Below are 26,355 nucleotides of genomic sequence, written 5' to 3'. Positions count from 1 at the left end.
CATGGGAGGGTGGGGGGACTCCGTCCCCTTGCCTTTCCTCAGGCAACCCGTCTGGGATTGATGGTCCTCGCGGTTGCTGTCTGCGGCGGGTGTTCGTCATCTCCTCAGGATGGGGCGGGTGCAGCAGGCAGCACAAAGACTAACCACCCTCCGACCGTCCGCCTGGTAACCATTGTTCCAAATCCTCTCGTCTTGGCGGGACCTATCACGGCGCATGTGGCTGTTGACGACCCGGACGGTACCCAACCGGTAACACGACTTCAGTGGATCGTGAACGGAAGTCCGGTCCTGGGGGCGACGGGGTTTGAGTTCGAGGCCGATCGTGTGAAGCGAGGTGATACAGTTGCGCTTGAAGTGGTGGCCTCTGACGGCCAGGTAGAGAGTCCCCCCTATCGTACGGATCCGGTGACTGTGGTGAATACTCCGCCTCTCGTCTCGCGCGTCACGATTGAGGCGGATTCGCCTGACAAGGGAAATCGCGTCTTTGCCAAAGTTGAGGCGGTTGATCCAGACCATGACGACATCCAATACCTGTACCGTTGGTGGCGGAATGACAAGCAAGTGAAGGAAGGGGAGGACAACGTTCTTGATACTGCGGGTTTCGGCCGCAAAGACATTGTGGCAGTCGAGGTGGTTGCGCGAGATCAGGATGCACTCGCCGCTCCAGCTCGGTCGGTGCCGATTGTGCTGGGGAATTCCCCACCACAAATCCTGTCGACTCCCACCGCGTTAACGAGTCGAGAGCAATACGAATATGTCGTCCAGGCGAAGGATCCCGATGGAGATAGCGTCAGTTATGGGTTGGAGACTGGTCCTCCAGGGATGACGATCGATAAGGTGACGGGCCAACTGACGTGGAATGTTACAGCAGGTGTTGCAGGGACTCACCGGGTAAAGGTGATGGCGGAAGATGGTCAGGGCGGTACAGCCTGGCAGGAGTTTGAACTTTCGATTCCCTCCACGGCTCAGTCACCGCCGGCGTCTCCGTCCCAAGGCTAATCTGTTCCGAGGGGTTTCCTTATTTTCTGGCGCGCCCCCTCCGCCCTTGTTCCGGACTTTCCCGGTTTGTTAGAATCTTCCTATCGTCTTGACGAAAGGGGTTTTCGACACCGGCGTGCGCAAGATCAAACTACGGGAAGGCACGAATACCGCAGCCCTCTTTGGGCACCACGATCGACACCTCAAGTTGATTGAGGAAGAGTTTGGGGTGCGATGCTCGGCGCGGGGTGAAGAAGTGACGGTGGAGGGGACGCCCGAGACCGTCAAGCAGGCCGAGCGGGTGCTCAATGAACTCGCCTCGTTGACTAATGAAGGTTACGATCTCCGGTCAGACGACGTCACACACGCGCTGACCGCCCTCCGTCACAATCAAGACGCTTCCCTCAAAGAACTGCTCTTCAGCGCTTCCCCCATCGTGACACGGAAGCGGTTCATCGTTCCGAAGACTCCAACTCAGAAATACTATCTGGACGCGATCGAAAAGCACGACATCGTGATCGGTATCGGTCCTGCAGGCACGGGCAAGACCTACTTGGCCATGGCTATGGCGGTCAGTGCGCTGATGAAGAAAGATGTAAGCCGCATCATCCTCGCGCGGCCCGCCGTCGAAGCCGGCGAGAAGCTCGGGTATTTGCCGGGCGATATGTATGCCAAGGTCAATCCGTACCTTCGGCCACTCTATGACGCGCTGTTCGACATGATGGATATGGAGCGGGCCAATCGCTTGATCGAGCGAGGGGACATCGAAATCGCGCCCCTGGCTTTCATGCGTGGCCGCACACTGAACGATTCATTTGTGATCTTGGACGAAGCGCAAAACGCGACCGCCGAACAAATGAAGATGTTCCTCACACGGCTGGGATTTCATTCGAAGGCCGTCGTGACGGGGGACATTACGCAGATCGACCTGCCGTCCGATCGGGTGTCGGGTCTCATCGAGGTGCGCGATATTCTTCAGGACATTGCCGGGATCGAGTTTGTCTACTTCGATGAGCGAGACGTTGTGCGGCATCGCCTCGTCCAGGAGATCATCAAAGCTTACGATCGCCACACGGCTGGTCCTGCGCATCCGGCTCAGCAACGAAAAGGCGAGGCTCAGACCAAGGGCCATCGCGTGGACTCTAAGCCCACTCGTCCCGCGTCTCCTTCCGCAGGTTCCTGGGGCCAGTCGCATTAATGCCGGTTGTGATCGGCATGCGGCTGAGGAGGTGCCACCTCCGTCTCGGGGCACTCAAAAAACTCGCCCTGCAGGTATTGCAAGCCGTCGGCGACGCCGAGGCGCTGTTGAGTCTTGAGATCGTCGGCGACGTACGGATGCAGCGCCTAAATCGAACCTTCCGTCATCGTGACAAGACAACGGATGTGCTGGCGTTCGCGACCAGGGAAGGCCCTGGGCCATCCTCATCTCTGCTGGGCGACGTCGTCATTTCTCTCCCGCAAGCCATTCGCCAGGCGCGTCGGCATGAGCAGGGTGTTGACCACGAGTTAGCCGTGCTGCTGATTCATGGTGTGCTCCACTTGTGCGGGTATGACCACGAGCGCAGCGAGGCGGAGGCGCAGCGCATGACTCGGCGTGAAAAGGCCGTGCTGCGAGCCATCGCTCCTGTTCCACGGCTATTGGTGCCGCGCGGATCGGATCGGGTATGATGCAGGACTTGATCGCCGTATACGACAAGTCCTAGGTCGGATCGTTCATCAATCATTCTGATGACTTGACGAGAGGGTGAGGTGCGCGGTGGGTTGGTTTCAGAAACTAAGTGCGGGGCTCTCCAAAACACGGGATGCGGTCACGGGACAGCTGGATCGACTCCTGGGGCGGGCGGCTGATCCGGCGCTGCTGGATGAGCTGGAGGTGGCTCTGATCAGTGCAGACCTGGGTATGCCGGTCGTGGAACGTGTGATGGGGCAGCTGCGGGCCCAGATGCGGGGCGGTAATTTCTCCTCGGCCGATAAAGTGCGAGATCTCCTGCGACAATCTGTGCTGCAGATTCTTCTTCCGACACAATCCGCTTCGATGGAGCAACTAGTGGCACAGGGGCCGCGCCCCTTTGTGATTCTGGCTGTGGGAGTCAACGGGGTCGGCAAGACGACGACGGTGGCCAAGTTGACCCAACGATTTCGTCAACAGGGGAAAAAACCATTGCTCGTGGCCGGCGACACCTTCCGGGCGGCCGCGATTGATCAATTGCAGGTGTGGGCGGACCGCATCGAGGTCGATGTCATTCGCCATCGCCCGGGCGCGGATCCCGCTGCGGTCGCCTATGACGGGATAACGGCTGCGAAAGCGCGTGGTTCAGATGTCGTGTTGATCGATACGGCTGGGCGGCTGCATACCAAAACAAACCTGATGGACGAGTTGCGAAAGATCAAGCGTATCGTTGCGCAAGAGTGTCAGGGGGCGCCTCATGAAGTGTTGCTCGTGTTGGATGCGACAGTGGGGCAGAATGCCATTGCTCAAGCGAGGCAGTTCCATGAGGCGGTCGGGGTGACCGGAATCGCCCTGACGAAGCTGGATGGCACAGCGCGTGGCGGCATCGTGGTGGCCATTGCCGACACGTTCAAAATTCCGGTTCGGCTGATCGGAGTCGGAGAATCGGTCGAGGACCTGCAGGACTTTGATGCCAAGGCATTTGTCGACGCGTTGTTCTAGCCCTCACTAACGGCCCCAACTCAGACGCTTTCACTCAATTGCTTCTCATCCCGTCGAGCCCATGTTAGGCTTTCTCTAACGGGCTGCTTCCGCTGTGCGGCCTTGTCGCCATTGGCCGTGAGGCACATACAGGATAAGATGATGAGCACGTTACTGGTGATCGACGATGATCGGTTGCACTGCGATCTATTGCAGATGGCACTCGCCCGTCACGGGTATCAGGTCAGTATTGCGACCAGCGGACGTGAAGGTGTCGTGTTGTTTCGACAGCTTCGTCCACTGGTGACGCTCCTTGATTTGCGCATGCCGGAAATGGATGGTTTGGCGGTGCTCAAGGAAATCCGAGCGCAGGACCCGCGCGCCGGGGTGATTATCCTCGGTGGTGGCGCGACGGAGCAGTTGGAGAATCAAGCGCGCGAGTTGCACGTCACGGATTTCCTGCGAAAAGGGTTGTCGCTGGATGTGCTCATCGGAGCCGTCCACCGTGTGGCGCAGCAGGCGAGGCGACAGGCCTCATCTGAGCAGTCCCGTGCCGCGGAAGAGATGGATCAGCTTCCTGATGAGCAGATCCTTGTGGTTGATGATGATGTGATGGCGCGCGACCTCCTGGTGCGGTTTCTCAGCCTTCGCGGCTACCAGGTTCGAGCCGCGCAGGATGGTCGCGAAGCGTTACGATTGATTGGCGACTCGGCACCGGATTTATTGATCCTGGATCTTGCTATGCCGGAGATGAACGGGGTCGAGGTCTTGCGGGCGCTTGCGGCGCGAGACTATGCCGGCCGGACGATCATTTTGGGCGGACATCACAATGACTCCTTATTGGCCGAGGCCTGGGCGTTGGGTCCGCAAGAGGTGCTGGATAAGCCCATTGATTTGGAGCGGGCGTTGATGGCTATCCAGCTTGTGATGGTCTGTCGAGAGTGTTAATCTTCATCGTCCACCTCGAGGTGCCGGTGAAGGGTGACTGGTTTGTATCGCCTCATCCGTTTGGGTCTGCTCACAATTTGTTTCCTGCCTGCGCCTGTACTCGCTGAGTCAGTCCTCCAGCATCCGACGATTGAACATCATCAGCTGGCCCTTGAATTACGTCCTGATTCCCATCAACTGGTCGCCACAGATCGAGTGACCGTTGCGGGAGGAGTTCCCGGGCAGGAACTGGCATTTTCCCTTGCACTGACGCTCGTGTTGGAGCGGGTCGAGGATCTCACGCATTGTCAGGATCCCTGCGAGTCCGCCCCCTCGATTCCATTTGTAAGGAATAGCGCGTCAGGTCAGGCGGAGTCGCAGCGCATTATCCTGAAGCAGCCGCCTGCGAATCTGGCAGGGGGAGCGATACGGCTCAATTTTGTCTACCATGGGGTAATCGATGATCCGCCCCGAGATCCGCGCCACCTCCGGTTTGTTACGCCGAGTGAAACGGCCGGGCACATCGGTCCGGAGGGGGTGTATCTCAGCAGCGAGAGCCAGTGGTACCCGGACCTCGACGATTCGCTGGCCACCTATGATGTACACATCACGTTGCCTGAAGGGTGGGCCGCCGTCACGCAGGGCACGGCCCAGGCCGACGCCTCGAGATGGATGGTGTCGACGAAGAGTGAAGCGTTGACGGTGGTGGCCAACCGGTTTGTGGTCAAGACTCGCGCCTGGAAGGCGCAATCCGGGCAGTCGATTCAGTTGGCGACGTATCTCTTCCCGGATGAGGCCGCGCTGGCCGATGAGTACCTCGATGCATCGGCCAGATATCTCGACGCCTATATCCCGCTGCTGGGCGCCTACCCCTTTTCACAATTTGCCGTCGTCGAAAACTTTTTCTCGAGCGGATTGGGCATGCCGTCCTTCACGCTGCTGGGAAGCGGGGTCATCAAGCGGCACTATACGCAACCATATGCGTTGGGGCATGAGATCGTGCATTCCTGGATCGGCAATGGGGTCTTCAACCGGGTGAGCCAGGGCAACTGGGTGGAGGGGCTGACGACCTATCTGTCCAACTACTACTATCACGAGTTGACCGGCGACAAGGCGCAGGCTCGTGAGCAACGGCGGTTGATGTTGCTGGGTTATTCCGTCTACGTGCGTCCCCACGAAGGATACCCGCTCAAGAGCTTTGCGCAAAAGCGTGATGAGAAAGACAATGCCATCGGCTACCAGAAATCCGCCATGGTCTTTCATGCGCTCAGACAGGAAGTGGGCGATGCGGTATTTTGGCGGGCGCTAAAGCGCATTCCGGAACGGTATCTTGGAGCAGTGGCCGATTGGAGTGATGTGGAGCGGATCTTTCAGGAAGAGGCGGGCCGCGACCTGCGATGGTTTTTTGCCCAGTGGGTCGAGCGTGCCGGTGTACCGGAACTCGCCCTGTCCGGCCTTCGAGCGCAGAGTATCCCCGGCGCGTCCGGCCACGCGAACGTCATCGAGGCGACGGTCCATATCGCCCAGCGCGACGAGCCTTATCGAGCGTCAGTGGAGCTGGAGTTCGTGTTGAGTGAGGGGCGCACCCAGCGCGTACGCGTTCCATTGAGCGCCGCACAGCAGGACCTGGTCGTGCCCCTTGCGGAGCCGCCGTCGGCAGTCCGGTTGGATCCGGATTATCATCTGTTCCGGCGTGTGGCACGGAGCGAGATGGCTCCCATGCTGAATCTGTATGTGACGGATGGCCAGCGAACCGTTGTCTTGGCCCAAGACGCCGCGGGGAGGCCGGGCCCGTTCGGCGACATCCTCCAGCGTATCGCCGCGCAGGAAGCGGCGAAGCCTGGTGCCGCGCGCACGGCGGTGCTTGAATCACGTGAGGGTAACCGGCCTGCGCCGCCGGGATCGTTGCTGTTGCTGGGCGATCCGCGCGAGAATCCGGTGGCGGCAGAAGCCTTGCGTTCTTGCGGCGAACGAGTCCGTCTCCTCGAGGACGGATTTTCCGTGGCGGGTAAGACGTACGAAGGCGCCACCATGGCGTTGCTGGTCTCCTGTCGGCGTGATGAGTATCCCGGCAGTGTGGTAACCCTGCTGTATGGAGTGACGCCCCAGGCGCTCGGGCGTGTGGCTCGACTCTTGTTTTTTTACGGGTGGCAGAGTTATGTGGTTTTTCATGAAGGAGCCGTGGTTGCACGGGGAGATTGGGAGGATATGATGAGTGCAGAGGTGCCAATTGAAACACGTTAAGGTGGCCATGATCGGGATGCTGGGACTCGCGCTGGTTGCCACCTCGATGGTTCCGCCGGCAGCAGCTGAGCCGAAACGTGCGCAGGCCCCGGCGAAACCCGCTGCTTCGTCCGAACGACATCTGACGAACATCCGGCAGCTGACGTTCGGCCGACAAAATGCCGAGGCCTACTTCTCCTTCAGCGGCAATAAACTGATCTTCCAGTCCACGAACAATTGGATGAAAGACACGTTTGCCGCGGCGATGCATCCGTCCGACGTCCCGCTCGGCTGTTATCAAATGTACGTGATGGATCTCGAAAGCGACAAGATCCGGATGGTCAGCACCGGTGCCGGCACCACGACCTGCGGGTATTTTTTTCCCGGCGATCGCCGGGTCCTGTACTCCTCGACCCACCTGCGAGGTCCCAACTGTCCTCCGAAGCCAAAGCGCGACGGAGCGTATCGCTGGGCGTTGGATGACTACGATCTCTTTTCCGTTCGGATCGACGGGCTGGACCCGCAACGGTTGACGAACACGCCGGGGTACGATGCCGAAGCCACAGTCTCTCCCAACGGCAAGACCATCGTATGGACTTCCATGCGCGATGGGGATCTGGATATCTACGCAATGGATCTGGACGGGACCCACCCTCGACGGTTGACGCAGGAGATCGGATACGACGGCGGCGCGTTCTTCTCGCCCGACAGCAAGCGAATCGTCTATCGCGCCCAGCATCCAAGCAATCAGGAGGAGCTGGATCAGTACAAAGCGCTGCTGGCTCAAAATCTGGTCGAGCCCGGACGACTGGAAATTTTCATCATGAATGCCGACGGGTCGAATAAGCAGCAGGTGACCAATAACGGCGCCTCAAACTTCTCGCCGTTTTTCCATCCCGACGGCCATCGGGTGATTTTTGCGTCCAATGTGGAGACGCGAAACGCATCGGGGCGACCGGATTTTCACCTCTATCTGGTCAACGAAGACGGATCCGGTCAGGAGCGGTTGACGGTCGATGGACACTTCAACAGCTTTCCGATGTTCTCGCCGGACGGGAAGACCCTGGTATGGGTGTCGGACCGAGGTGCCAAGGAGCCCGGAGAGTTCAATGTGTTTCTCGCCGATTGGGTTCCATGATCGAATCAGGTGACGGGTCGGCTGCGCCGGTGACGGTGCAGCCTGAACCACCACCGGCCAGCCCACCGATCTCGGCGGTCCTGCTCTCGGTGATTGCCTTGCTTGGGTCGTTCGCGGCGCTGTTTTATATCGACATCCCCATCCTGTGGTTCCTTCGGTCGCACAATCTATCGGCGCTCCAATCGTTAGGTGATCTGGGCGAGAAGCTCGGCAATGGTGGCACGCTCGTGACCATCAGCCTCGTGCTCCTGGGGATTGGGTACATGGCGAAGCGCCAGCCCCTCACACGCGTGGCGCTGGATAGCCTCCTGGCGCATGGGGTGGTGGCAATACTGGTGAACGGGCTGAAGCACATCATCGGCCGTCCGAGACCCAGGCTGACACATTCGGGCGGGTGGCAATGGTGGCCATCGCTGGATTCCGGTTTGGATTCGTTTCCGTCCGGCCATACCTCCGCGACCGTGGCCGTGGTGACTGTGCTGGCAAGGGCGTTACCCCGGTATCGATGGGTGCCGTTTGCCCTGGCCGCGTGGGTCGGAGCCAGCCGGGTCTGGCGTGGCTCCCATTTTCCGGGTGACGTGGTGGCGGGGATGGTGTTGGGGTTTGTGGTGGGCTCGATTTTTAATGGTCCGCTGCGCTGGTGGGGACGATCTTGTGCGCAGGCGCTAGTTCGTATCGCCCCAGTGGTCCTGTTGCTCACGGGCCTATTTTGGGTGTTGACACATCGAATCGTGGATCCGCTGACGGATCACATCCTGCTTGCCTCCGGGATCATGCTGGTAGTCGGAGGTGTGGCGTTGCGAATGGGAGGACGTCGGAATCCGGCGAGCGACGGTGATATGACGAGAGTTGCAGCGGCAGAAGGTCTGGTCGGACTGGGGTTAGGTGTCGTGACCGGCGCACCGGTCATCATCGGCTTGGCCGGATTATTGTGTTTCGCACGATGGAATGGGAGAGTCGCCTATACGGACGCGTGCGTGGCGGCCTCGCCGTCCTCCTCAGGCCACGTCCTTTATGCGGGAGGAGTTCTTGCTGTGGTGGTCGTGATCCAGGCGTGTAAAGGGCTTGTGCCGTTGCAGTGAAGAGAGAGTGAGCAGGATGTCAATGTCCTGGAATGCGAATCGGCGGCTGCTCCGCCTCTTCCGGCACATGGATCAGCGATTGGTTGGCCAGCAAGATGTAGCCGTACCGTTCGAGCAGAACCGGGTAGTCCATCGTTTCGAACGGCAATCTATTTCTCAGCGCCGCCGGTAAGAGGATCATGGTGCGTCCGGGTTGAGTCAGATAGGGTTTGATGTTCGCTTCTTCATTCTTCGGCACCACGATAGCTTTCCGCTTCGCGTAAAACACCAAAGAGGGGCGTGGTTGTCCGTAGAGGATTAGCCGGTCGTTGGGCCCGAGATTGACGCCTGCGACTTCTGCCAATTGTTGGGGCGGTTCGATGACAAAGTGGTTCACCAGCGGAAAAGTCAGCTGTGTGGCGGCGAGTACGACGAGGGCCAGTGATCCACCGGCAACCCAGAATACGGCCGGTCGCCTCGTTTCGCTGAATCCAAAATAGGCAATCAGGCCCATTCCCAGCAGGAAGATCGAGGCAACGGTATAGGGGCCTGGTCCAAGCGTCACTTGCCCTGCGAGGGGGAATTCATCGACTAGTTTCCCTGCGAATTTGGCGTAGAGGGGCGGCAACGAGGCAAAGGCCAGCGCCAAGATGCAGCCGACGGCTGTCATCGTGTGGATTGCGGCACGCAGGCCCGGAGTCGTCTGGTTGGTCACGCAGCGGTTCCAGTAGGAGGCCGTCAAAATCGCCGCCGCGGGAAACAGCGGACCGATGTAATGCGGCAAGCGGGTTGAGGACAGGCTGAAAAACACCAATCCTCCCAGAATCCAGGCGGCCGTGAACCATTCGAGCGCGTGGGGCAAAGGATGGACATCCAACACCGAGGTCTGCGACGGGGGCAGCGCGCCGGATTGTTTCGAGTCCTTCCAGCTGCGATAGGCCTGGTACCAGGCGAAGGGCAGCAGGCTGCTCCAGGGGAAAAATCCAAGCAGGAACACGGGGAGGTAAAAGAGGAGCGTGCCGCCGTGTCCTTCCATGGTGCCGAAGAACCGGCCGATTGTGTCGCCCTGCGCCGAGGTCGTATACCGCTGTCCATGAATATTCAGCATCATGAGGTACCAGGGCAACGCCAGGAGTAGAAACAGTACGAGGCCGGGAATGGGAAACCCCTGACGCCAGAAGTGTGACCAGGAACGGGTGAGCCACAGGTACAATCCCACGGCCAACATGGGAATCAGAAACCCGATCGGGCCTTTCGTCAGGGTTGCCAGCGCCATGCCGATGTAGAAGAGCCACAGGTAGTGGCGTTCACGGCCTTCCCCATATAAGCCCAGCCAGAATCCATAGAGCGACAGGGTCGTGAAGAAGATCAACACGCTGTCGGTCAGTGCCATCCGGCTGAGGCCGATGATTTCCAGGTTCAGTAACAGCATGGCCGCGCCGAAGAGGCCCACCACCGGTCCTCGGCAGCGCGTCAGAAAGAGATATTGGAGCAGGATGAGCCCAATACCGAAGATGGCCGACGGGAAGCGCGCGGCGAATTCACTCACCCCGAAGACGTGATAGGAGAGGCTCATCAACCAATAGACAAACACCGGTTTGGCGAAGCGCGGCTCGTAATTGAATGTGGGGCTGATGTAATTGCCCGTTTCGTACATTTCACGGCCGGCCTCGGCGTTCCGCCCCTCATCTCGATCGGTCAGCCCGAGGGAACCAAGTCCAACAAAGAAGAGCACGGCCGCCAGAGCCAATAGCAGGACGAGCGCCAACGGTTGGATCGATCGGTCGGCCTGCGCCGGCGTCTGCGAGGACGGGTGCTGTCCGTTCATGTGAAGTTCCATTAGGATTTGGTCGCCGGGGATGCCGTGCCGGAGTCGGTGTGGTTGGGACGGTGAATCAGCATGAGGTTGCGGAGATAGACGATACTGCCGATGCTTTGCCCGGCGATGAAGACAGGATCCTGCCGATAGATCGCATAGGCGAGTGTAATCAGCCCGCCGATCATACTCATGTACCAGAAGGCGGTCGGCACGCGACTTTCCGCATGGCGCTCGGAGGCGATCCACTGGACGACCCAGCGCATAAAGAAGATTCCCTGCCCTAGGAATCCGATAATCAGCCAGATGGTGTCGAGTGTCATAGTCGTGTGGGGGCCGAGACCGAAGGCGATGATGTCGTCGGAGCGGTACGGTATTGGTAGCGCAGGCACCGGTGCTGCATCCATCGCACAGCCACCAGATCGTACAGGCCTTTGAAGAGGCGGTTGCCCACGCCATACTTCGACGTGCCCCGGGTGCGTGGATAGTGGCGCACCGGCACTTCGGTGACGGTGAACCCGTGCATCAAGGCGAGGGCTGGAAAGAAGCGGTGCATGCCCTCGAAGAGCTGCATTTTTTCCACCACCGGGCGGCGGAATAGCTTGAGCGAACAGCCGGTGTCGTGCACCCGATCACCGGTAACCGCGCTGCGGACGTTGTTGGCAATGCGGGAGGAAATCTTGCGCGTGAGGTTGTCGTGGCGGTCTTTTCGCCAGCCGCAGACGAGGTCGAAGGTCTTGATGTGCGGGAGCAACGTGGCGATATCCGCTGGATCGTTTTGCAGATCGCCGTCGATGGTCATGACCAATTCCCCAGTCGATTGCTTAAACCCGGCATCGAACGCCGCCGATTGCCCGTAGTTCCGATCAAAGTGAAAGACCTTCACGGTGCGGTATTGAGCGGCCAGTCCGTCGAGGATGTCCGCACTGCCGTCCGAGCTGCCGTCGTTAATGAAGATCAATTCGAACGGAGCCGATCGCGACTCCTCCCGGCCGTCCAGGACTTTCACAAGTTGCTCAGTCAGGGGTACCAGATTGTCGCGCTCATCCTTGATGGGGATGACTACGGAGGCCCATGGGCGGGTCACAGTCATGGAGCGGAAACAGTTCCTTCACGCAGCGGTTTGTCCCTGTGCACGGCGCCCATTCTACAAAACGCATAGAGGGGCGGTCAAACGGTTCTGTCCCAGGCTGTGTGGCTGTGTTCATGAATCGAGCGAGATTCGACGATCCACAAAGGCCGAGAAGTTCGGATCGTTGGACAGGAAGATGACCGACCAGGGTTCGTCTTTGGCGCAGAGGCGGCGAAGCAGCACTTCACGTGTGGCCGGCAGCATGTTGTGGAGCGTGCCGTCGAAGATCAGCAATTGCGGCCGTATCACAATCGCTCGGGCGACGAGGAGCCGCAGAATCTGACTCATGGAGAGGGTGTTGTCCAGGCTGGACACGCGCGTGTTCAATCCCTGCGGCAGCGCATCGATGTCGTGGTCCAGTTCGACGAACCGGAGCGCCCATTGGAGGTCTTGGTAGTCGATCGTGGGACGGCCAAGAGTGATGTTCTCTTCGAGCGTTCCGTCCAGCAACGTGGGATGGGAATCGAGGACAAGTCCGCGAACCCGGCTGATCGAGTCGCGGCTCACCTCGACCAGACTCATATCGTTGTATCGAATGAACCCGGCCGTCGGTGGGTGTAGTCCGGCCAGGACCTTGGCGAGAGCGGTTTTCGTGTTGTTCGTGCTGCAGACGATGGCCACCTTCTCCCCAGGCGCGACATCGAGAGACACGTTCTCGAAGATCGGCGCACCATCCGGACCGCAATAAGAGAGGTTCCGGCATGTCATGCGGATGCCGGCTGCTCCGAATTGTGCCGCCGGGACGTTTTCCTGCGCGCCGTCCTCCTCGGTCGGCAGGGAGAAGACCGCGGCAATTTCTCGACAAGAGACAAAGGTAAAGAACATGGCGACCATGCGTCGGGCCAGGGTATCCATGTTGAGCAGCAGGTTGCCGACCAACACTTCGGCGGCGGCGAATTGCCCGACGGTGAGTTGTCCATCCGCCACGAGGAGTCCGGCGGTGATGAGCAATCCGCTGTGGCCGACGACTTGCCAGAGGGCTGCAGCTTTGTACTGTCGCCCGGTCAGTGTGTCGGATCGGCGCTGCCGAATTCGGGCGTAGGTGCGGGTCAGGGTATCGGTGCGTTCAAGGAGATACGGGCTGTCGCCTGCGGCTCGCAGATGGGGGAGATTGTGCGCAATGTTTTGAATCCAACCGAAAATATCGTAGTGGAGTCGAGACATCTCCAGAGTGATGAAGAAGCCGCCGCGCCCGAAGAGCGTCAGTAATCCCACAAAGCCCAGAATCAATACCAGAATGTAGAGGAGAAAGAAGGGGTGAAACAAGATCAGCATGGTCACCCCGATCGTACCGACTACGGCGACATTAAACAGGTCCGCCACCATGGCCACCAAGGCGCGGGTCAGCAAGTCGGCCTCCATGAACCGATAGGCCTGCGGTGTGGCGAACGTATCGTCGCGGAGGCGGGGTAGGAGGCGTGTGAATCCGATTGCGACGCGCGTGTAGATTCGTTGCTGGAAGGTCTCCACGGCGCGCGCCTGCAGCACACGGAACGCCGCGACCCCGGTCAGGGAGCTGGCGACGAACAGTGTCAACGTAAAGATCATGCGGGGTTCCATCGCGAAGGAGAACGTGCTGACGAGCTCCTGAACGGCAATGGGGACACAGAGGAGAAAGAGCCCGATGGCGACGGAGTAAGACGCGATGATGCCGAGGATCGATCGCTCCAGTTTCAGCAACATCCCCAGGTGGGCGAAGATATCGCGAAGGACTTCAGTGAGTTGATACTGGGGATAGGTTGGGGTTGTGGTGGGACCCTGATGCACAAACACTCCTACCGCGTGGGCGCTGGTAGGAGTTATCAGCCGAGCGCGAGGCGCGCGACCGGCGGTTCTCGGTGAACTCCATCACCTGGTGGATTTGCTCTAACTGAGCGAAGTCTAGACTGAGATCCGGTCTTGCGTCAACACAACCGGCGCTTCCCGCATCCGGTTAACGAAGGAAGAGCGACTTGAAGATCAGGGCTGTGCCGGAAAGAAAGAGAAACGCGGCGAAGGTGGTGCGGTAGCGTTCCGTACTCATCTTGCTGTACAGCAGCAGTTCCGTGGTGAGGAACATGCTCACGCCCACCGCCATGTAGAGTGCGGTGGCAGAGGTGGCGATTGCGGAAGGACCGAGAGAGATGCCCAACGTGATGAGTTGAAACAGCGCGAACGTGCCGTAGGACACGGCGGTCGTGGCGCGGGTTTGGTCTTTGTCGTACGGTTTGCTGTGGATGATGGCCGTCAGCAGCGAGCCGCCCAGATTAGTCAGGCCATGGACGATGCCCATCACGATGAAATAGGTACGTTCATAACGCACCAGCGATTCGATCAACCGATTGAATGGCAGATAAACGCTCTTGAGCGCCGCGACGATCAAGAAGAGTCCGACAATGCTCCCGATGTTCAGCTTGAGTTTCGTGACCAGCAAGAGACACAGCACCACGCAGGGAATCGACAAGGTAAGGATGTGCTTGTAGAAGGGCCTCTGGATGTGCCGGTAGTCCTTGCTGACTTGCAAGAGATTGATGGTCAGCGAGATCGGGAGGAGGATGGTCAAGGCCGTGATGAAGTCATAGCCGAGCACGAGGAGGATCGGAGTTCCGAACAGCAACACTCCCACGCCGAAGAGTGACTGGATGCTTGCCGTGAGGAGGATGGTGGCGAGAATGTCCCACTGCAAGGCGATACGACTCCTGTCTGGCCGAAGGTGCCTGCGGCGGGCCGACCCTCTATCCTGGGGCTCTTGCCTGGGGTGCGCAGACCGGTATAGCTCAGTGCCGGAGCGGGCGTCAATCTAGTCACAGGTGGGGGATGGGGTTATTGGTTTCGGGCAGGGGAGTCCGAGTTCGTCGCGGCGGTGATGGTGAACCGCATGGTGCCCATCAGGCTCATGTCGTTGACCTGCTCACCGGCGTGGATCTCCACCTTATACCGGCCCGGCTTCCAGCCGCTGTCTGTGGGGAACAGCTTCAGGTAGCCGGTTTGGTCCTCCAGGGCGATGTACATCGCATCTTCGGTGACCACGGTGCGTTCGTCCAGTCCGGCTACGTTCTCCGGGTAGCAGCGCCCAAAGACTTGGAACGATTGGTAATGCTGGTGCAGTTCGAAGACAATGAAGACCGGTTTGGGGCCGGCAGGGAACTGCTCGGTCGGTCTCACGGGAACAATTTCGTGGGTCCGTTGAAACCCGAGTTCCTCGTCAAACCCTTCGGCGAGCACAATGTGGCGAAACATCCCTTCGGGTGGGGCGTCGAAATTATACGGCTTTGGGCTCTCCGTGCGATTCTGGAAATCCGGAATCGGCACATTCCGAGTGAGCGGGAGATCTTCGGCCCAGAGGAGGGAGCCGGAGAGCAGGAAGATGGGAGTGCAGAACCAGAGCGACTGCCTCATCCCGTCTTGGTACACTCTGCCCGGCCGGCCTGTCAAGGAACGGCTCCATGCCGGCTCTCTGACCGGACGGTTCGCGTGGCAAGTGGGAGGTCTGCGCGGCGAGGCGGGGCGAGGAATCGCGCGGGGTAGGTTGCGGGCGAAAATTGCTTCCTGTTAGACTTTCCCTCTTTCTACAGGGGGACAGATATGGAACAGCACCTCATGACGCCGTTAGAGGATCCCGACGCACTGCCGCAACCGCTTGGGGAGTACAAGCCGGTCGACTATTGGCAGGCTCATATCAATACGCTGTTTTATCAGTTGCGGGGCGACCAGCAACGCAGTTTCTACCAGACATTCACCTCGGCCGACTATCGATTGGCGCACGCGCTGGCGGCCGACTATTTCGAACAGGTCACCAAGCGTGACAAGAAAATCGCTGCGACCCGTGGGACATCAGGCGGGCCGGCTGCGACGCCGTCCACCGATTCCAGTTCCCAGCCACAGTTAACGGTCATGGAGTGGGGGCCCGGCAACGGCAATCTGGCCGCCTGCTTTCTCAGTCATCTGCAGCGTCTCGATAAGGACGGGCGGGTATATCCGCGTGTGCGGTATCTGTTGGTCGATTCCCAGGCCCACGCGTTGGACCGGGCGCGTGCCCATCCGGATCTGATTCCCCATCTGGCGAAGGTGGAGTCGTTGTGTGCGGAGGTCGAGAACATGACGACCATTGCCGATGGCACCGTCGACCGTATTCTGTGCAACGAACTCTGGAATGAGTTGGCGACCAAGCTCATGGTCAAGAAGGCCGGCGAGTTCGAAGAGGAGCACCTCCGGCCGAACCTCAATGAGCATAAGGCCGCAGCGATCGCCGATTGGTCGGGATTTATCCGCGCCTTCGACGAGAAGGACATCGAACGACTGAAACAATTCCCGCCCTTTCTGGACGATCTGATCTGGGAGCGCGAATACCACAAGGTGGACTGGAAAGACGTCCCCTATCGCAAGACGATCACCGAGTTCATGAAGGCGATCGACGATGAGGTGTTAGTGCCGGTCAATCTCGGGGCCTTTGCCTCCCTCAAGGAAGCGAAGCGGGTGCTGGCCCCGGATGCGGTGGGTTTCAGCAGCTTCGATGCCGGGACGGCGGATATGGACGTACTTAACGATCCGGACAAGCCCTGTTACGGCCAGTTCGGCGGTCAGTACAGCTTCATGGTGAACCTGGCCTTGATTCAGGCGGTGGCCAAGCATCTGGGTCTGAACTCGGTCACGATTGAAACGCAGCGCGAGTTTGTCGGGAGTCGGCTGGTCACCAATGTGATGACGCTGATGGATTTGCTGGCCTGTCACCCAATGGTCGGTTCAAAGGTGCCGGCATGGGAACTGGATCGGCTCACGGTCAAAACCATCCGCACCTTGAACGAGACCTATGAGAGTCCGTATCAACGCAAGATCGAGTTCCCCTTGCGCAGTGAGATGCCGGCCGAGGAGCGCGACGCAACGCAGGCTATCCTGCTCTCTCTCAAACCGAACGGGGTCCCGGATACCATTGCGTATATCACTGAAGAAGAATTAAGTCAGGCACAACCGGAGTTGGAGGATTTGGGCTATGAGCGCGAGGCGGTGCTGATGGCGCTCGGGGCACCCCCGAGTCCTGTCGAGTATTATCACTTTGCCTGTCGTCCGTAAGCCGCGTTGGTGCGTGTCGGAGAACGGGCCCACCAGGTGATGTCTGCGGGAGAAAGAGCTTGACTAATTAACTTCATTTCTATAGCCTTTCCCGCGATTTCTAAGAGAAGATACCTCTCCCTTCCGTGCATCGCGAGAATTCAAGCGGGATGGGGGTTCGCAGGCAAGATTACCTTAAGCGACGTTCTTCACGAGACGGTGTTGCGGTCGCGAATGCGTGAATCAGCGTCGTGCGAATAATCACACAGCTGTAACAAGGAGCATACAGTACCATGTTTGGTTCGTTTGGCTGGATGGAGCTGTTGCTGATTCTCATCATCGTTCTGATTATCTTCGGTGCCGGGAAAATTCCTCAGCTCGGGGAGGGATTAGGTAAGGCAATCAAGGGGTTTAAGAAATCGGTTCACGAAGCGGATGCCATTGACGTCACGGCCACCGAGGCGGAACCCGCCCCGGCTCAGCCTGCGGCACAGATCCAGCAAACCGGACAGCCGGCGACACCGCCGCCTGCGCAGCAGGCCGGTGCAGCTCCACCGCCACGAACGACGCAGGGGTAACTTGCGAAACTGAGGATGTAGACCGAATGACGGCGATGCGACCTCGGCGTCCCGCCGCTCGGGCTTCAGGACACCCCCCTCAGTATGGAACACCATGTTCGGTCTTGGCGCTGGTGAAATTCTCATAATCCTGGTCATTGCCTTCCTGCTCTTCGGGCCCAAGCAGTTGCCTGAGATCGGACGTCAGGTGGGTAAGGCCGTCAAGGGATTTAAGGAAACGGCAGACGATCTGAAGAAGACCGTTGAGCCTGAGATCAATATGATTCAGCAAGAAATGAAAATGGTGGAGCAGGATTTCGAGTCGTCGATGAAGGAAGCGGAAGAACAAATCAACCACGCAACATCGGGCGTAGAGCAGGGGGCAGAGGAATCGGGTTTGCCCAAGCAGGCTTAATTCCCTCATATCCGCTCTACGGCTGCGAAGGGAGGTGACCAGAGCAACAATACAAGACCTTACGGTGTGAGAAGCTCGTTTCAGGATTGAAACGAGGATCGGGGCCGAATGGTGGGCACCATTCAGGTTCGAGCATCCCGACATCACGCACAAAGTGGGCTTTGTAGTGCAATAGCGGTTGGATGTATAGGCGGCACCCGGCGTGAGTGGGTACACAACGGGTTGCCATCCAATTCACAGGAGGAACGCTATGAAACGCATCCATGGACGGACCAGATGGGGCCGATTGGCCGCCATCTTCGGCGCTGTGGCAGTGACGGCTCTGCAGTGTCTGACAGTCCCGGCTTTTGCCGGATTTGAACTTCCCCCGGGCGAACGTATCACTAACCTTCCTGCAATTCCTCGTAACATGCCGCAAAAGGAAGCGTACGAACTGTACGATCCGGTCATCGGCCGGAACTTTGATATCAAGAATCTCTGGATGCGCGCGGATCTGCGTGTGCGGCCTGAAATGCGCAACAATGCCTGCTTCGGCGGCGCGCAGCTTGCCGCAGGAGCTTGTAACTCCTTCGGAGGCGCCAACGCCAGAGGCGCTGCTTCCGGCAACGGTAACAAGGGCAACGACATGTTCGTGCAGCAGTGGATGCGTTTGGGTATCGGGTATGATCTCTCCCCAGACGTAAACTTCTATGTGGAAATCATCGACAGCGCCACTTGGGGCGGCAATGGCAGCGCGGTGAATGCGGGGAACGGTGGTGATCCGCTGAACCACAACGGCGCATCCGCAGGCGGAGCCGGCAACGGTGGCCGGTTGGGCGTCCGTGCGGCCTACATGTTGATCAGAAATCTAGCCGATGTGCAGGGCTTGAGTGTGAAGGTCGGTCGGCAATATGTCGTGTTCGGCAATCACTCTCTGTTCGGTCACTTCGACTGGGCCAACACCGGTTATTCGCATGATGGTGTGATGTTCGCGTATCAGACCAAGAACTGGGACAGCTACTTCGGCTGGTTCCGTAACTCGGAAAGCGACCTTGGCCAGGCTGCTCCAGTCGGGAGCGGCGCGGCCAACATCGCCGGCAGCGGCGGTCAGGATGCGCAGCGCGATGCCGACATGTTCATTTTCTACAACCAAATCAAGATGGTCCCTGGAATGGTCATTGAGCCGTTCTACGTGTTGTACCAGAATCGGTATGGTTCGGCGGACAATGCGGCACAAGGGCTTGGAACGGCCAAGCATTCGAACCAGACTCGCCACATGATCGGAAACCGGATCGAAGTGCGCAAGGGCGGGTTCGATTTCAGCAACGAAATTGCGTACCAGTTCGGCCAAATGGGTCAGGCTGGGGCCTGCTCAGGCGAACAAAAGTGTTTGCACATCAACGCGTGGGCGACCAGAAACTGGATCGGCTACACGTTCTATGACACGGCGTGGAAGACGCGATTGGCATTCAATCTCGATTACGCTTCCGGCGACAGCCGCAATAACACCTGCGGTGCGACACCCGGTTCCTGTAGTTCCGCCAATACCTTTGAAAACTTCTTCCCGACGAACCACATCCATATGGGTTATATGGACGTGCAAGCGTGGAAGAACATGCTGTCTCCGTCCGTCAACTTGCAGGCCCGTCCTTCCGCTCGTGACCATATCGAATTGTGGTACACGAACCTGAACCTCGCCAACTCCAAGGATTGCTGGTATCGAGGGGCGCAGGGCTGCTACGTCTTTTCGAATCAGAACAATACCAAGACCCACATCGGCGACGAAATTGACGTGGCGTACACCAGAATGTTCGCTGACGGCAAGGTGGCGCTCCAGGCTGCGTACGGCACGATTTTCGGTGGTGGTTATTTGACCAGCACCCTGAATCAGACGCAGAATCAGCACTGGGCGTACATGTCCCTCTGGATGAACTTCTAGGGAGAAGGCTTCAGCTCATAGCGCTTAGTCCTTAGCGACTGATCGCGAATGCAAGACAAAGGAGACACGTGATGAAAAAACTCATGTTCGTAACGCTGGGCATCGCAGCGTTGGCGATCGGCAGCCAGCCGGTTACCGCGCAGGCTCAGGTCGCGGATGCGATTCAGGTAGTGAACGATGCCATCGTCGAGTTGACCGATGCGCCGGCTCTCGGCAAGCGCACCACGGTCGATTTGGCCAAGCGGTGGGGGTCTGACCGGTCCGTCATCGATAGCGCCACGGCGAAATTGCAGGATGGGCTCAGCAAGGCTCAATCCGGCGGAGTGGGAGCTGATGCCATGCGCCAGTTGAAGATGGCGGTGGATTACGGCAAGGCTCGTCTGCATAAGGAAGCCCGGTTGTCTGCGCAGGGCGCGTTGCGCTACCTGTGTGTGGCGAATCAAGATCAAGGTCCCGGATGCGATACGGTGCCGAAGTACGGCAGCTATACCGCTCCGTAGAAGTGGATCGCAACATTTCTTGCGAGGCGTGAGGGAGACCCCCTGCCTGTCTCGAACAGTGAAACCCCGTCGGGTGATCCCCGGCGGGGTTTCCTATTTTCTGCCTCGGGGTGCCAGGCTGAGCCACGTAAACACGCGGCTGGATGGTCTTTCTAGACTGCCGGCTTGCCCGGGCTCAGTGGCGCGCTCTATACTCGGCTGATTCGTCATCCTCATCACCATTCGTGCGTTGCGTTCCTCACCGTGGACGATCTGAACACACAGCTGAGCCGACAGTTCGGTTTCCACACGTTTCGCCCGGGCCAGCGCGAAGTGATGGAGGCAGTGCTGTCCCGGCGCGACGCGATGGCGGTCATGCCGACCGGCCAGGGCAAGTCGCTTTGCTATCAACTGCCGGCCACGTTGTTGCCGGGGTTGACGCTGGTTATTTCTCCACTCATCGCTCTGATGCAGGATCAAGTGAACAGTGTGCAGGCGCGTGGAATTGCGGCCGCGGCATTCCACTCCGGGCTCTCCGAGCAGGAGCGCGATCGGGTGGTGTTGGATCTCAAACTGCGCCGGTTGCAATTACTCTATCTGGCCCCGGAGCGAATGCAGCATGAGCGGTTTCTCCGGCTCTTACGCTCGTTATGGGTCTCGTTATTGGTCGTGGACGAAGCGCATTGTATTTCCCAGTGGGGGCACGATTTTAGGCCCGACTATCTGAACATCGGTCGGTTACGACGGGAACTCGAGAGTCCGCCCTGTCTGGCCTTGACGGCCACCGCGACGGCACGCGTACAGGCAGACCTGTGTGAGCGGCTGTCGCTTCAGGATCCACTTCGATTGGTCACTGGATTTCGCCGGCCCAACCTGGCGCTGTCTGTCCGTCCCTGCCGTTCCCGCCAGGAGAAACTGGCGACCCTTGCTCGCGTGGTCCGTGAGTATGAAACGGGCACCATTCTCGTCTATTGCGCGACGCGTCGAGCCGTGGAGGAGGTTGCGGCCTGCCTGGGGCAGTCGTATTCGTCCGTCGGGTACTATCACGCGGGGTTGTCGGATGAGGAACGCCGTTCGGTTCATGAAGAGTTTCGCCTGGGAACAGTGCGGATTTTGGCGGCGACCAATGCGTTCGGGATGGGGATCGATAAGTCGGATGTCCGACTGGTGGTGCATTTCGATATACCGGGAAGTCTGGAGGCCTACTATCAGGAAGTGGGTCGGGCTGGTCGTGACGGGCAACCTGCCGCCTGTCTGCTGCTCTTTCATGAGCGTGACGTCGCGACGCAGGAATATTTCATTCAGCAGGCGTCGAAGGAGTCCGGCAGTTCAGCGCGGGCTGATCGCATGAAGACGTTGCTGCAGGATTTGTTGGGGTATGTGTCGGTCGAGACCTGTCGGCAACTCGCGATTCTCGACTACTTCAGCGATGAGGCTGAACGGGCGTTGGGGCCTTGCGGCCTTTGTGATCGTTGTGCAAGCCCTCCTGCGCCAAGCCTGGGCGTTGTCGGTGAGGAGGAGCCCTGTGCGAAGGCGGTCCTGTCGACCGTGTCTTGGTGTATGGGTCGCTTCGGTGTGACTCGGATTGTCGAGCTGCTCCGTGGAAGTCGATCGAAGGCGCTGCTGGCCTATGGAGCGGAAGACTGTCCCGAGTACGGTGGGTATCACACATGGTCGAAGACGGCGTTGACTCGTGTCGTGAAAGACCTGATCGAGGCGGGATATCTGCAGGTTGAAGGACTGGAGTATCCCACACTCGACCTGACACGGAAGGGCCAGGAAGTTGTGAAAGGGACCAGTTCCCTGGTGTTGCAAGAGAGGGCAGAGGCGCCCGGAGTATCGGTGCTGCAGCCGCAAGAAGGTAGAGAGAGTCGGTCGATGGCGCCTCCGCACACCGTTGTCGTCGACCCACAGCTCTTTGAACGGCTTCGCCAGCTTCGGCGGGAGTTGGCTGAGGAGGAAGGGGTCGCGCCGTTCGTGATTTTTCACGACAAGACCCTTCGGAACATTGCCGGACACAAACCCGTGACGCTTGCTGCGCTACAAGAAATTCCTGGAATCGGCGAGGTCAAGGTGGAACGGTACGGCCGTCGAGTGCTCGGCGTCGTGAATGAAGCCTGTGACTAGGCTGCCGTTTTCTTATCACCCGACGATCCGTTCATTGTCCGCGTATTCGAGCAGAAGGATCAGGAGATTGGTCTGCGATTATCCTCTCAAGTTCCCTGCCTTTCGAAACTGCTCTTGCAAGTCAGCGTAGGTCGTCGTCACGGGAAACTGAGGGAACTCTTTCGGGAGATGCTCGGGCGGGCGGAAGAAGAATCCGGCGTGAGCCTCTCCCAGCATGGCGGTGTCGTTGTAGGCGTCTCCGGCCGCCATGACGCGAAAATTGAGATTCTTCAACGCGGCCACCGCATGTTTTTTCTGGTTGGGCTGGCGCAATTTGTAGTTGACGATTTTGCCGGTCGGCCCGATCTCCAGCTGATTGCAGAAAATCGTCGGATATCCGAGCTGGCGCATCAACGGACGCGCAAATTCATAAAACGTATCCGACAGAATGATGACCTGGGTCCGTTCCCGTAGCCAGGCCATAAATTCGGCGGCACCTTCCATCGGTCCCATGGCGTCGATCACGGATTGAATGTCGGCCAGGGTAAGGCCGTGCTGATCCAGGATGTTGAGGCGGCGTGTCATCAGAGCATCGTAATCCGGCATTTCGCGGGTGGTGATCTTGAGCTCGTCGATGCCGGTCTTGATGGCAAAGTTCACCCAAATTTCTGGCACCAGCACGCCCTCTAGGTCCAGGCACACAATCACGGGGTTCTGCATTCATCCTCCTGTGGGAGTTTGTGGATGGTAAAAAGTGAATTCTCGGTGGCGAACAGTTATAAGCGCCAGCCGGCGGGCTGACTTATCCCCCGCTATTGCGACGAGCCTTTTCCTGGCTGAGATACCGCCAGATCTTGTCCATGGCCTTCTCGAACAGTTCTGTGCCGGCCCATTGCCTAGTCTGCTCTTCCTTATGCCGTCTGGCCCAATCGACGGCCAGTGGGAGCGGGATCAGCCTGGGTGCCGTTCCGGTCAGGTCTGCCCAGAGGAGGCTCAGCGCCGTACTGAGGCGAACGGCGACGGGAATCGGCTGGACGGTCTGCTGGGTCATATCCTGACATTCTGTGGCCGGTGAGGTGACCGCGAGTTCCCGGCAGGCGGCTGGTCGATCGGCGTAAATGCTGCAGATTTCGTGGTCGAGAAAAGGGCAGGGCAGACGAAGCGCGTAGTAGTCCCGGTTTAACGGCTCAATAGCCTCGTCACTCACGGGCTCTGAAGACTCGGCCAGCGAAGAGAGTCGTGTCAGGATCCCGGCCCGAGCCAGTTGTTGCTGAGCCAAGTCGAGCTTGGATAACAGGCGATTCCGTTCATTTTGATCCAACCGATCGATGGTGTTCGTGAGCGCAAACGCTTCCGGTGCCGAAATCGGCACGAGCATCCGGCAGCAGGCGGCGCAACCCTTTTCACAGGAGACTGTTTGGCCGGCATCGAGTAACGGGCGGTGCTCTAATGCCTGGGCTTCTTCTCCGAGACTGCGCATGAGCGGGAGGATCGCGGTGACCGGCACAAACGCGGTCGGCACTCCCACGGCGGTGCTGACTTCTCCGCTTGGCGTCTGCAGCGAGATTTCAAAATGTTGAATGGTGGTTTGGTTGCTCACGACCATCGATCTTTGTGTTCGAATGGGTGTCGCGGCGCGACGACGTTCATGCCATTCTGAGGCTGGCGCTATCATAGAGAACCTCCGAATCCGCGGTCAACCAGCGCCGCACGACTTCCGGTCTTGCCCCGTGATGATGGTTGCGGCTACTCTGTCGACGATGCGTTTATCCGGCCACATTATCGGATTGCTGAAAGAGTATATGCACGACCTTGTCGAGCAGGCCCGGCAGGAGTTGCAGGCTCAGGAGGCGTTCGGTTTCTCGGCACCGCCCTATCAAGCGGACCACGCCATCGCGGATTTACTGGCTATTTTAGATGACCGTACTGAATCGGAAGGGGTGCAAGTCGGGCTGCCCGTTGAGTTCTTGCACGAGATGTGGCGACGCTGCAGCGACGCGCGCAACGAGATCGCCGATCGCGTGTGGCTCGAAACCAATGTCGGCGCAGTTCCTCCCTCCAAGGCTCGTGTTCGTGAGCTGACCTACGCATCCGTCATTGACTATCTTGAGCGTGAGTCTTCCGGCGAATGATCCCTATACACGAGAGTCGTTCCTCGCATGGCTACACGGTCTTGAGTGTGTGCCTGTGTGGAGTCTCGACAGGCTAGGGGCTTGAGTAGACTACAATTTCCCAGCCAGCCAATAGACGATGATTCCTGCGACTTCCTCGATGGCTTGGGTGGTGACGAGCAGGGCCTTGGCGGTAGGAAGGAGGTCAAAGAGGGTCGCCTGTTCCCAGATTTGTTGTGGAGTGTGTTGGGATTCATAGCCGCATGCAGCGGGTGTCACGATAAATCCTTGCTTTTCGAACAGGCTCACCGCGCGAGGCAGGTGATAGGCGGAGGTCACTAAGAGGATGCGTCCTGACCCAAGCAGGGCTTTGGTCTGCACGGCGTTTTCATAGGTGGTCCTCGATTTGTCTTCGACCAGGATGGCGGATTCCGGCACGCCGAGGCGGAGCGCCCACCGCTTCATCTCGTGGGAGACCCTGGGACCGGTTCTGAGTATGGTGGCGTCGCCTCCCGTGACCAACATTCTCGGGGCAAGATTCGATTGCCACAAATCCGCGCCACAAGCCGTACGTTGACGCGAGGCATCAGCGACCTCGTCGATTGGACGGAGTGATCCCTTCTGATAGACACTTCCGGCTAGGACCACCACCGCATCGAACGTCGATGTGGAAGTGGGCTGGAACGGTGGGTACTGTGATTCGAGCAGCGCAATGTACAGGCTGGAAAGAAGCGGAGTGGCCGTCAGCAAGAGCAGCAGGACGGTAAGGAGTGCGAACCGCCTGACCCAAGTCGTCCTCCTGGGAGACACAGGGAAGCAGGCGGTCAACAGGGTGAATAGTCCGGCGATGACAATCCATGAGAATGGATAGAGTAGGTATTTCAAGGCTTTATACACACCGAACCACATGGGGGTGAGGTCCATAGACGCTCCCGGTTAACAGGCGAGATAGAGCGCTCAGCATACACTGAGGGCGTACAGACACCAAGGGTTGAGGAGGATTCGATGGCAGTTGAGCGGCACTATTGGTTGATGAAATCTGAGCCTGAGGTCTTTTCGATCGATGACCTGGCTCGATCACCGAAGAAAACGACTGCCTGGGATGGGGTACGGAACTACCAGGCGCGTAATTATATGCGGGCAATGAAGGTCGGAGATCAGGTTCTCTTTTATCATAGTAATGCCAATCCTCCTTCGGTGGTGGGAATTGCCGAGGTCGTGAGAACGGCCTATCCAGATGCCACACAGTTCGATAAGCAGGATGTGCACTACGATCCGGCCAGCCGTCCCGATCAGCCGCGCTGGGATCTCGTCGATATTCGATTTGTTCGCAAATTCACCGTTCCGATGGGGTTGGACTTGCTGCGAGGTCGGGTGGGCCTCAAAGGGATGGAATTGCTACGAAAGGGCTCACGATTGTCGGTTCAGCCGGTGCGGGTATCCGAGTGGAATGACATTCTCCAGCTGGAAAGGGGACAGGCCGGCAAATAGGGGCAAGCGGATTAGAGGCGATTCTGGGTTAGGGGAGAGGATGGTTTCGGCAGGAGGTCAGCTGCGAGCCTTTCCGTCATCCAGGTATCGATGTTGCCAGTCGAGCCAGGCGTGTCCGAGTTCGTGGGCCAGTATATACCGCCGCCGTGTGACGGGGAGTCGTTTGCGGATGTAGATGGTCTTGGCCTCATTGTCCCAAATCCCATCCGCATTCGCATCCTGCCGGTCCATTTCAGAGTCTGTGACCTGCCTGATCATGATGTGATAGCCGAATGGAAGGACGACTTTGTTTGGTATTCGCACCATGCCCTCACGGTCGTATCGA

The 26,355-nt window shown here is 58.7% G+C and carries 26 protein-coding genes and 1 riboswitch; of the genes, 16 read left to right on the top strand and 10 right to left on the bottom strand.

The genetic code is table 11. The features are described 5' to 3' along the window. Window positions 1–216: 216 nt before the first annotated feature. The 8 genes from V9G17_08510 to V9G17_08475 all read left to right on the top strand — a co-directional run bounded on the left by V9G17_08510 (window position 217) and on the right by V9G17_08475 (window position 8,998). Complete coding sequence (locus V9G17_08510; protein MEI2752631.1) at window positions 217–999, top strand: Ig domain-containing protein; 783 nt, start codon at window positions 217–219, stop codon at window positions 997–999. 115 nt (window positions 1,000–1,114) lie between these two features. Beyond that, window positions 1,115–2,176: a PhoH family protein gene (locus tag V9G17_08505; GenBank protein MEI2752630.1), complete on the top strand. Its 1,062-nt coding sequence runs from the start codon at window positions 1,115–1,117 to the stop codon at window positions 2,174–2,176. A 17-nt stretch (window positions 2,177–2,193) separates the two neighbouring features. Then, window positions 2,194–2,646, top strand: a complete 453-nt coding sequence (ybeY, locus tag V9G17_08500) for an rRNA maturation RNase YbeY (GenBank protein ID MEI2752629.1) — start codon at window positions 2,194–2,196, stop codon at window positions 2,644–2,646. Window positions 2,647–2,734: 88 nt separating this feature from the next. After that, window positions 2,735–3,649 (top strand): signal recognition particle-docking protein FtsY, encoded by a 915-nt coding sequence (gene ftsY / locus V9G17_08495; protein MEI2752628.1) that lies wholly within the window; start codon window positions 2,735–2,737, stop codon window positions 3,647–3,649. 138 nt (window positions 3,650–3,787) lie between these two features. Next, window positions 3,788–4,576 carry a response regulator gene (locus V9G17_08490; protein ID MEI2752627.1) on the top strand — a complete coding sequence of 263 codons (789 nt, stop codon included), beginning with the start codon at window positions 3,788–3,790 and terminating at the stop codon, window positions 4,574–4,576. A gap of 33 nt (window positions 4,577–4,609) precedes the next feature. Further along, window positions 4,610–6,799: a M1 family aminopeptidase gene (locus V9G17_08485; GenBank protein ID MEI2752626.1), complete on the top strand. Its 2,190-nt coding sequence runs from the start codon at window positions 4,610–4,612 to the stop codon at window positions 6,797–6,799. Beyond that, window positions 6,786–7,916, top strand: coding sequence for a hypothetical protein (locus V9G17_08480; GenBank protein MEI2752625.1), 1,131 nt, complete (start codon window positions 6,786–6,788; stop codon window positions 7,914–7,916). Before V9G17_08485 ends, V9G17_08480 begins: the two co-directional genes overlap by 14 nt. Next, on the top strand, window positions 7,913–8,998 hold the full coding sequence (locus V9G17_08475) for a phosphatase PAP2 family protein (GenBank protein MEI2752624.1): 1,086 nt from the start codon (window positions 7,913–7,915) through the stop codon (window positions 8,996–8,998). The genes V9G17_08480 and V9G17_08475 overlap by 4 nt, the downstream gene beginning before the upstream one ends. A 19-nt stretch (window positions 8,999–9,017) precedes the next feature. Here the strand turns inward: V9G17_08475 and V9G17_08470 are convergent, their stop codons facing one another. The 6 genes from V9G17_08470 to V9G17_08445 all read right to left on the bottom strand — a co-directional run bounded on the left by V9G17_08470 (window position 9,018) and on the right by V9G17_08445 (window position 15,303). Then, complete coding sequence (locus tag V9G17_08470) at window positions 9,018–10,805, bottom strand: glycosyltransferase family 39 protein (GenBank protein ID MEI2752623.1); 1,788 nt, start codon at window positions 10,803–10,805, stop codon at window positions 9,018–9,020. A gap of 11 nt (window positions 10,806–10,816) precedes the next feature. After that, entirely contained in the window at window positions 10,817–11,116 is a 300-nt protein-coding gene (locus V9G17_08465; protein MEI2752622.1) for a lipid-A-disaccharide synthase N-terminal domain-containing protein, read from the bottom strand. Then, window positions 11,113–11,886 carry a glycosyltransferase family 2 protein gene (locus tag V9G17_08460; protein MEI2752621.1) on the bottom strand — a complete coding sequence of 258 codons (774 nt, stop codon included), beginning with the start codon at window positions 11,884–11,886 and terminating at the stop codon, window positions 11,113–11,115. Before V9G17_08460 ends, V9G17_08465 begins: the two co-directional genes overlap by 4 nt. A gap of 111 nt (window positions 11,887–11,997) precedes the next feature. Further along, the gene (locus V9G17_08455) at window positions 11,998–13,692 is read right to left on the bottom strand and encodes an ABC transporter ATP-binding protein (GenBank protein ID MEI2752620.1); all 1,695 of its coding nucleotides are present in this window, start codon (window positions 13,690–13,692) and stop codon (window positions 11,998–12,000) included. 19 nt (window positions 13,693–13,711) lie between these two features. Further along, a riboswitch (Fluoride riboswitch) is annotated at window positions 13,712–13,787 on the bottom strand. A gap of 71 nt (window positions 13,788–13,858) precedes the next feature. Continuing rightward, window positions 13,859–14,590 carry a hypothetical protein gene (locus V9G17_08450; GenBank protein MEI2752619.1) on the bottom strand — a complete coding sequence of 244 codons (732 nt, stop codon included), beginning with the start codon at window positions 14,588–14,590 and terminating at the stop codon, window positions 13,859–13,861. A 137-nt stretch (window positions 14,591–14,727) separates the two neighbouring features. Beyond that, window positions 14,728–15,303 (bottom strand): hypothetical protein, encoded by a 576-nt coding sequence (locus tag V9G17_08445; protein ID MEI2752618.1) that lies wholly within the window; start codon window positions 15,301–15,303, stop codon window positions 14,728–14,730. Between the two features lie 201 nt (window positions 15,304–15,504). Here V9G17_08445 and V9G17_08440 point away from each other — a divergent pair, with 201 nt between their 5' ends. From V9G17_08440 to V9G17_08415, 6 genes are all read left to right on the top strand, one after another. Further along, entirely contained in the window at window positions 15,505–16,974 is a 1,470-nt protein-coding gene (locus V9G17_08440; protein MEI2752617.1) for a class I SAM-dependent methyltransferase, read from the top strand. A gap of 272 nt (window positions 16,975–17,246) precedes the next feature. Then, window positions 17,247–17,531 (top strand): twin-arginine translocase TatA/TatE family subunit, encoded by a 285-nt coding sequence (tatA, locus tag V9G17_08435; protein ID MEI2752616.1) that lies wholly within the window; start codon window positions 17,247–17,249, stop codon window positions 17,529–17,531. A gap of 94 nt (window positions 17,532–17,625) precedes the next feature. Continuing rightward, window positions 17,626–17,925 carry a twin-arginine translocase TatA/TatE family subunit gene (locus V9G17_08430; protein ID MEI2752615.1) on the top strand — a complete coding sequence of 100 codons (300 nt, stop codon included), beginning with the start codon at window positions 17,626–17,628 and terminating at the stop codon, window positions 17,923–17,925. Window positions 17,926–18,175: 250 nt separating this feature from the next. Continuing rightward, window positions 18,176–19,843 carry an alginate export family protein gene (locus V9G17_08425; GenBank protein MEI2752614.1) on the top strand — a complete coding sequence of 556 codons (1,668 nt, stop codon included), beginning with the start codon at window positions 18,176–18,178 and terminating at the stop codon, window positions 19,841–19,843. 71 nt (window positions 19,844–19,914) lie between these two features. After that, entirely contained in the window at window positions 19,915–20,343 is a 429-nt protein-coding gene (locus V9G17_08420; GenBank protein MEI2752613.1) for a hypothetical protein, read from the top strand. Window positions 20,344–20,586: 243 nt separating this feature from the next. Beyond that, window positions 20,587–22,449 carry an ATP-dependent DNA helicase RecQ gene (locus V9G17_08415; GenBank protein ID MEI2752612.1) on the top strand — a complete coding sequence of 621 codons (1,863 nt, stop codon included), beginning with the start codon at window positions 20,587–20,589 and terminating at the stop codon, window positions 22,447–22,449. A gap of 78 nt (window positions 22,450–22,527) precedes the next feature. Here the strand turns inward: V9G17_08415 and thrH are convergent, their stop codons facing one another. Then, on the bottom strand, window positions 22,528–23,148 hold the full coding sequence (thrH, locus tag V9G17_08410; protein ID MEI2752611.1) for a bifunctional phosphoserine phosphatase/homoserine phosphotransferase ThrH: 621 nt from the start codon (window positions 23,146–23,148) through the stop codon (window positions 22,528–22,530). 82 nt (window positions 23,149–23,230) lie between these two features. After that, window positions 23,231–24,028, bottom strand: a complete 798-nt coding sequence (locus V9G17_08405; GenBank protein ID MEI2752610.1) for a YkgJ family cysteine cluster protein — start codon at window positions 24,026–24,028, stop codon at window positions 23,231–23,233. A gap of 133 nt (window positions 24,029–24,161) precedes the next feature. Here V9G17_08405 and V9G17_08400 point away from each other — a divergent pair, with 133 nt between their 5' ends. Next, on the top strand, window positions 24,162–24,560 hold the full coding sequence (locus tag V9G17_08400; protein MEI2752609.1) for a hypothetical protein: 399 nt from the start codon (window positions 24,162–24,164) through the stop codon (window positions 24,558–24,560). A gap of 90 nt (window positions 24,561–24,650) precedes the next feature. Here the strand turns inward: V9G17_08400 and V9G17_08395 are convergent, their stop codons facing one another. Then, a complete protein-coding gene (locus tag V9G17_08395) occupies window positions 24,651–25,463 on the bottom strand; it encodes a YdcF family protein (GenBank protein MEI2752608.1) in 813 nt (270 codons plus the stop codon). 81 nt (window positions 25,464–25,544) lie between these two features. Here V9G17_08395 and V9G17_08390 point away from each other — a divergent pair, with 81 nt between their 5' ends. Beyond that, window positions 25,545–26,030, top strand: coding sequence for an EVE domain-containing protein (locus V9G17_08390; protein ID MEI2752607.1), 486 nt, complete (start codon window positions 25,545–25,547; stop codon window positions 26,028–26,030). A 57-nt stretch (window positions 26,031–26,087) separates the two neighbouring features. On the opposite strand, the gene V9G17_08385 is transcribed toward V9G17_08390, so the two are convergent. After that, window positions 26,088–26,336, bottom strand: coding sequence for an ImmA/IrrE family metallo-endopeptidase (locus V9G17_08385; protein MEI2752606.1), 249 nt, complete (start codon window positions 26,334–26,336; stop codon window positions 26,088–26,090). Window positions 26,337–26,355: the final 19 nt, after the last annotated feature.

This window comes from Nitrospira sp. (assembly GCA_037045225.1).
GTDB lineage: Bacteria > Nitrospirota > Nitrospiria > Nitrospirales > Nitrospiraceae > Nitrospira_A.
This window is presented reverse-complemented; position numbering and strand designations above follow the sequence as displayed.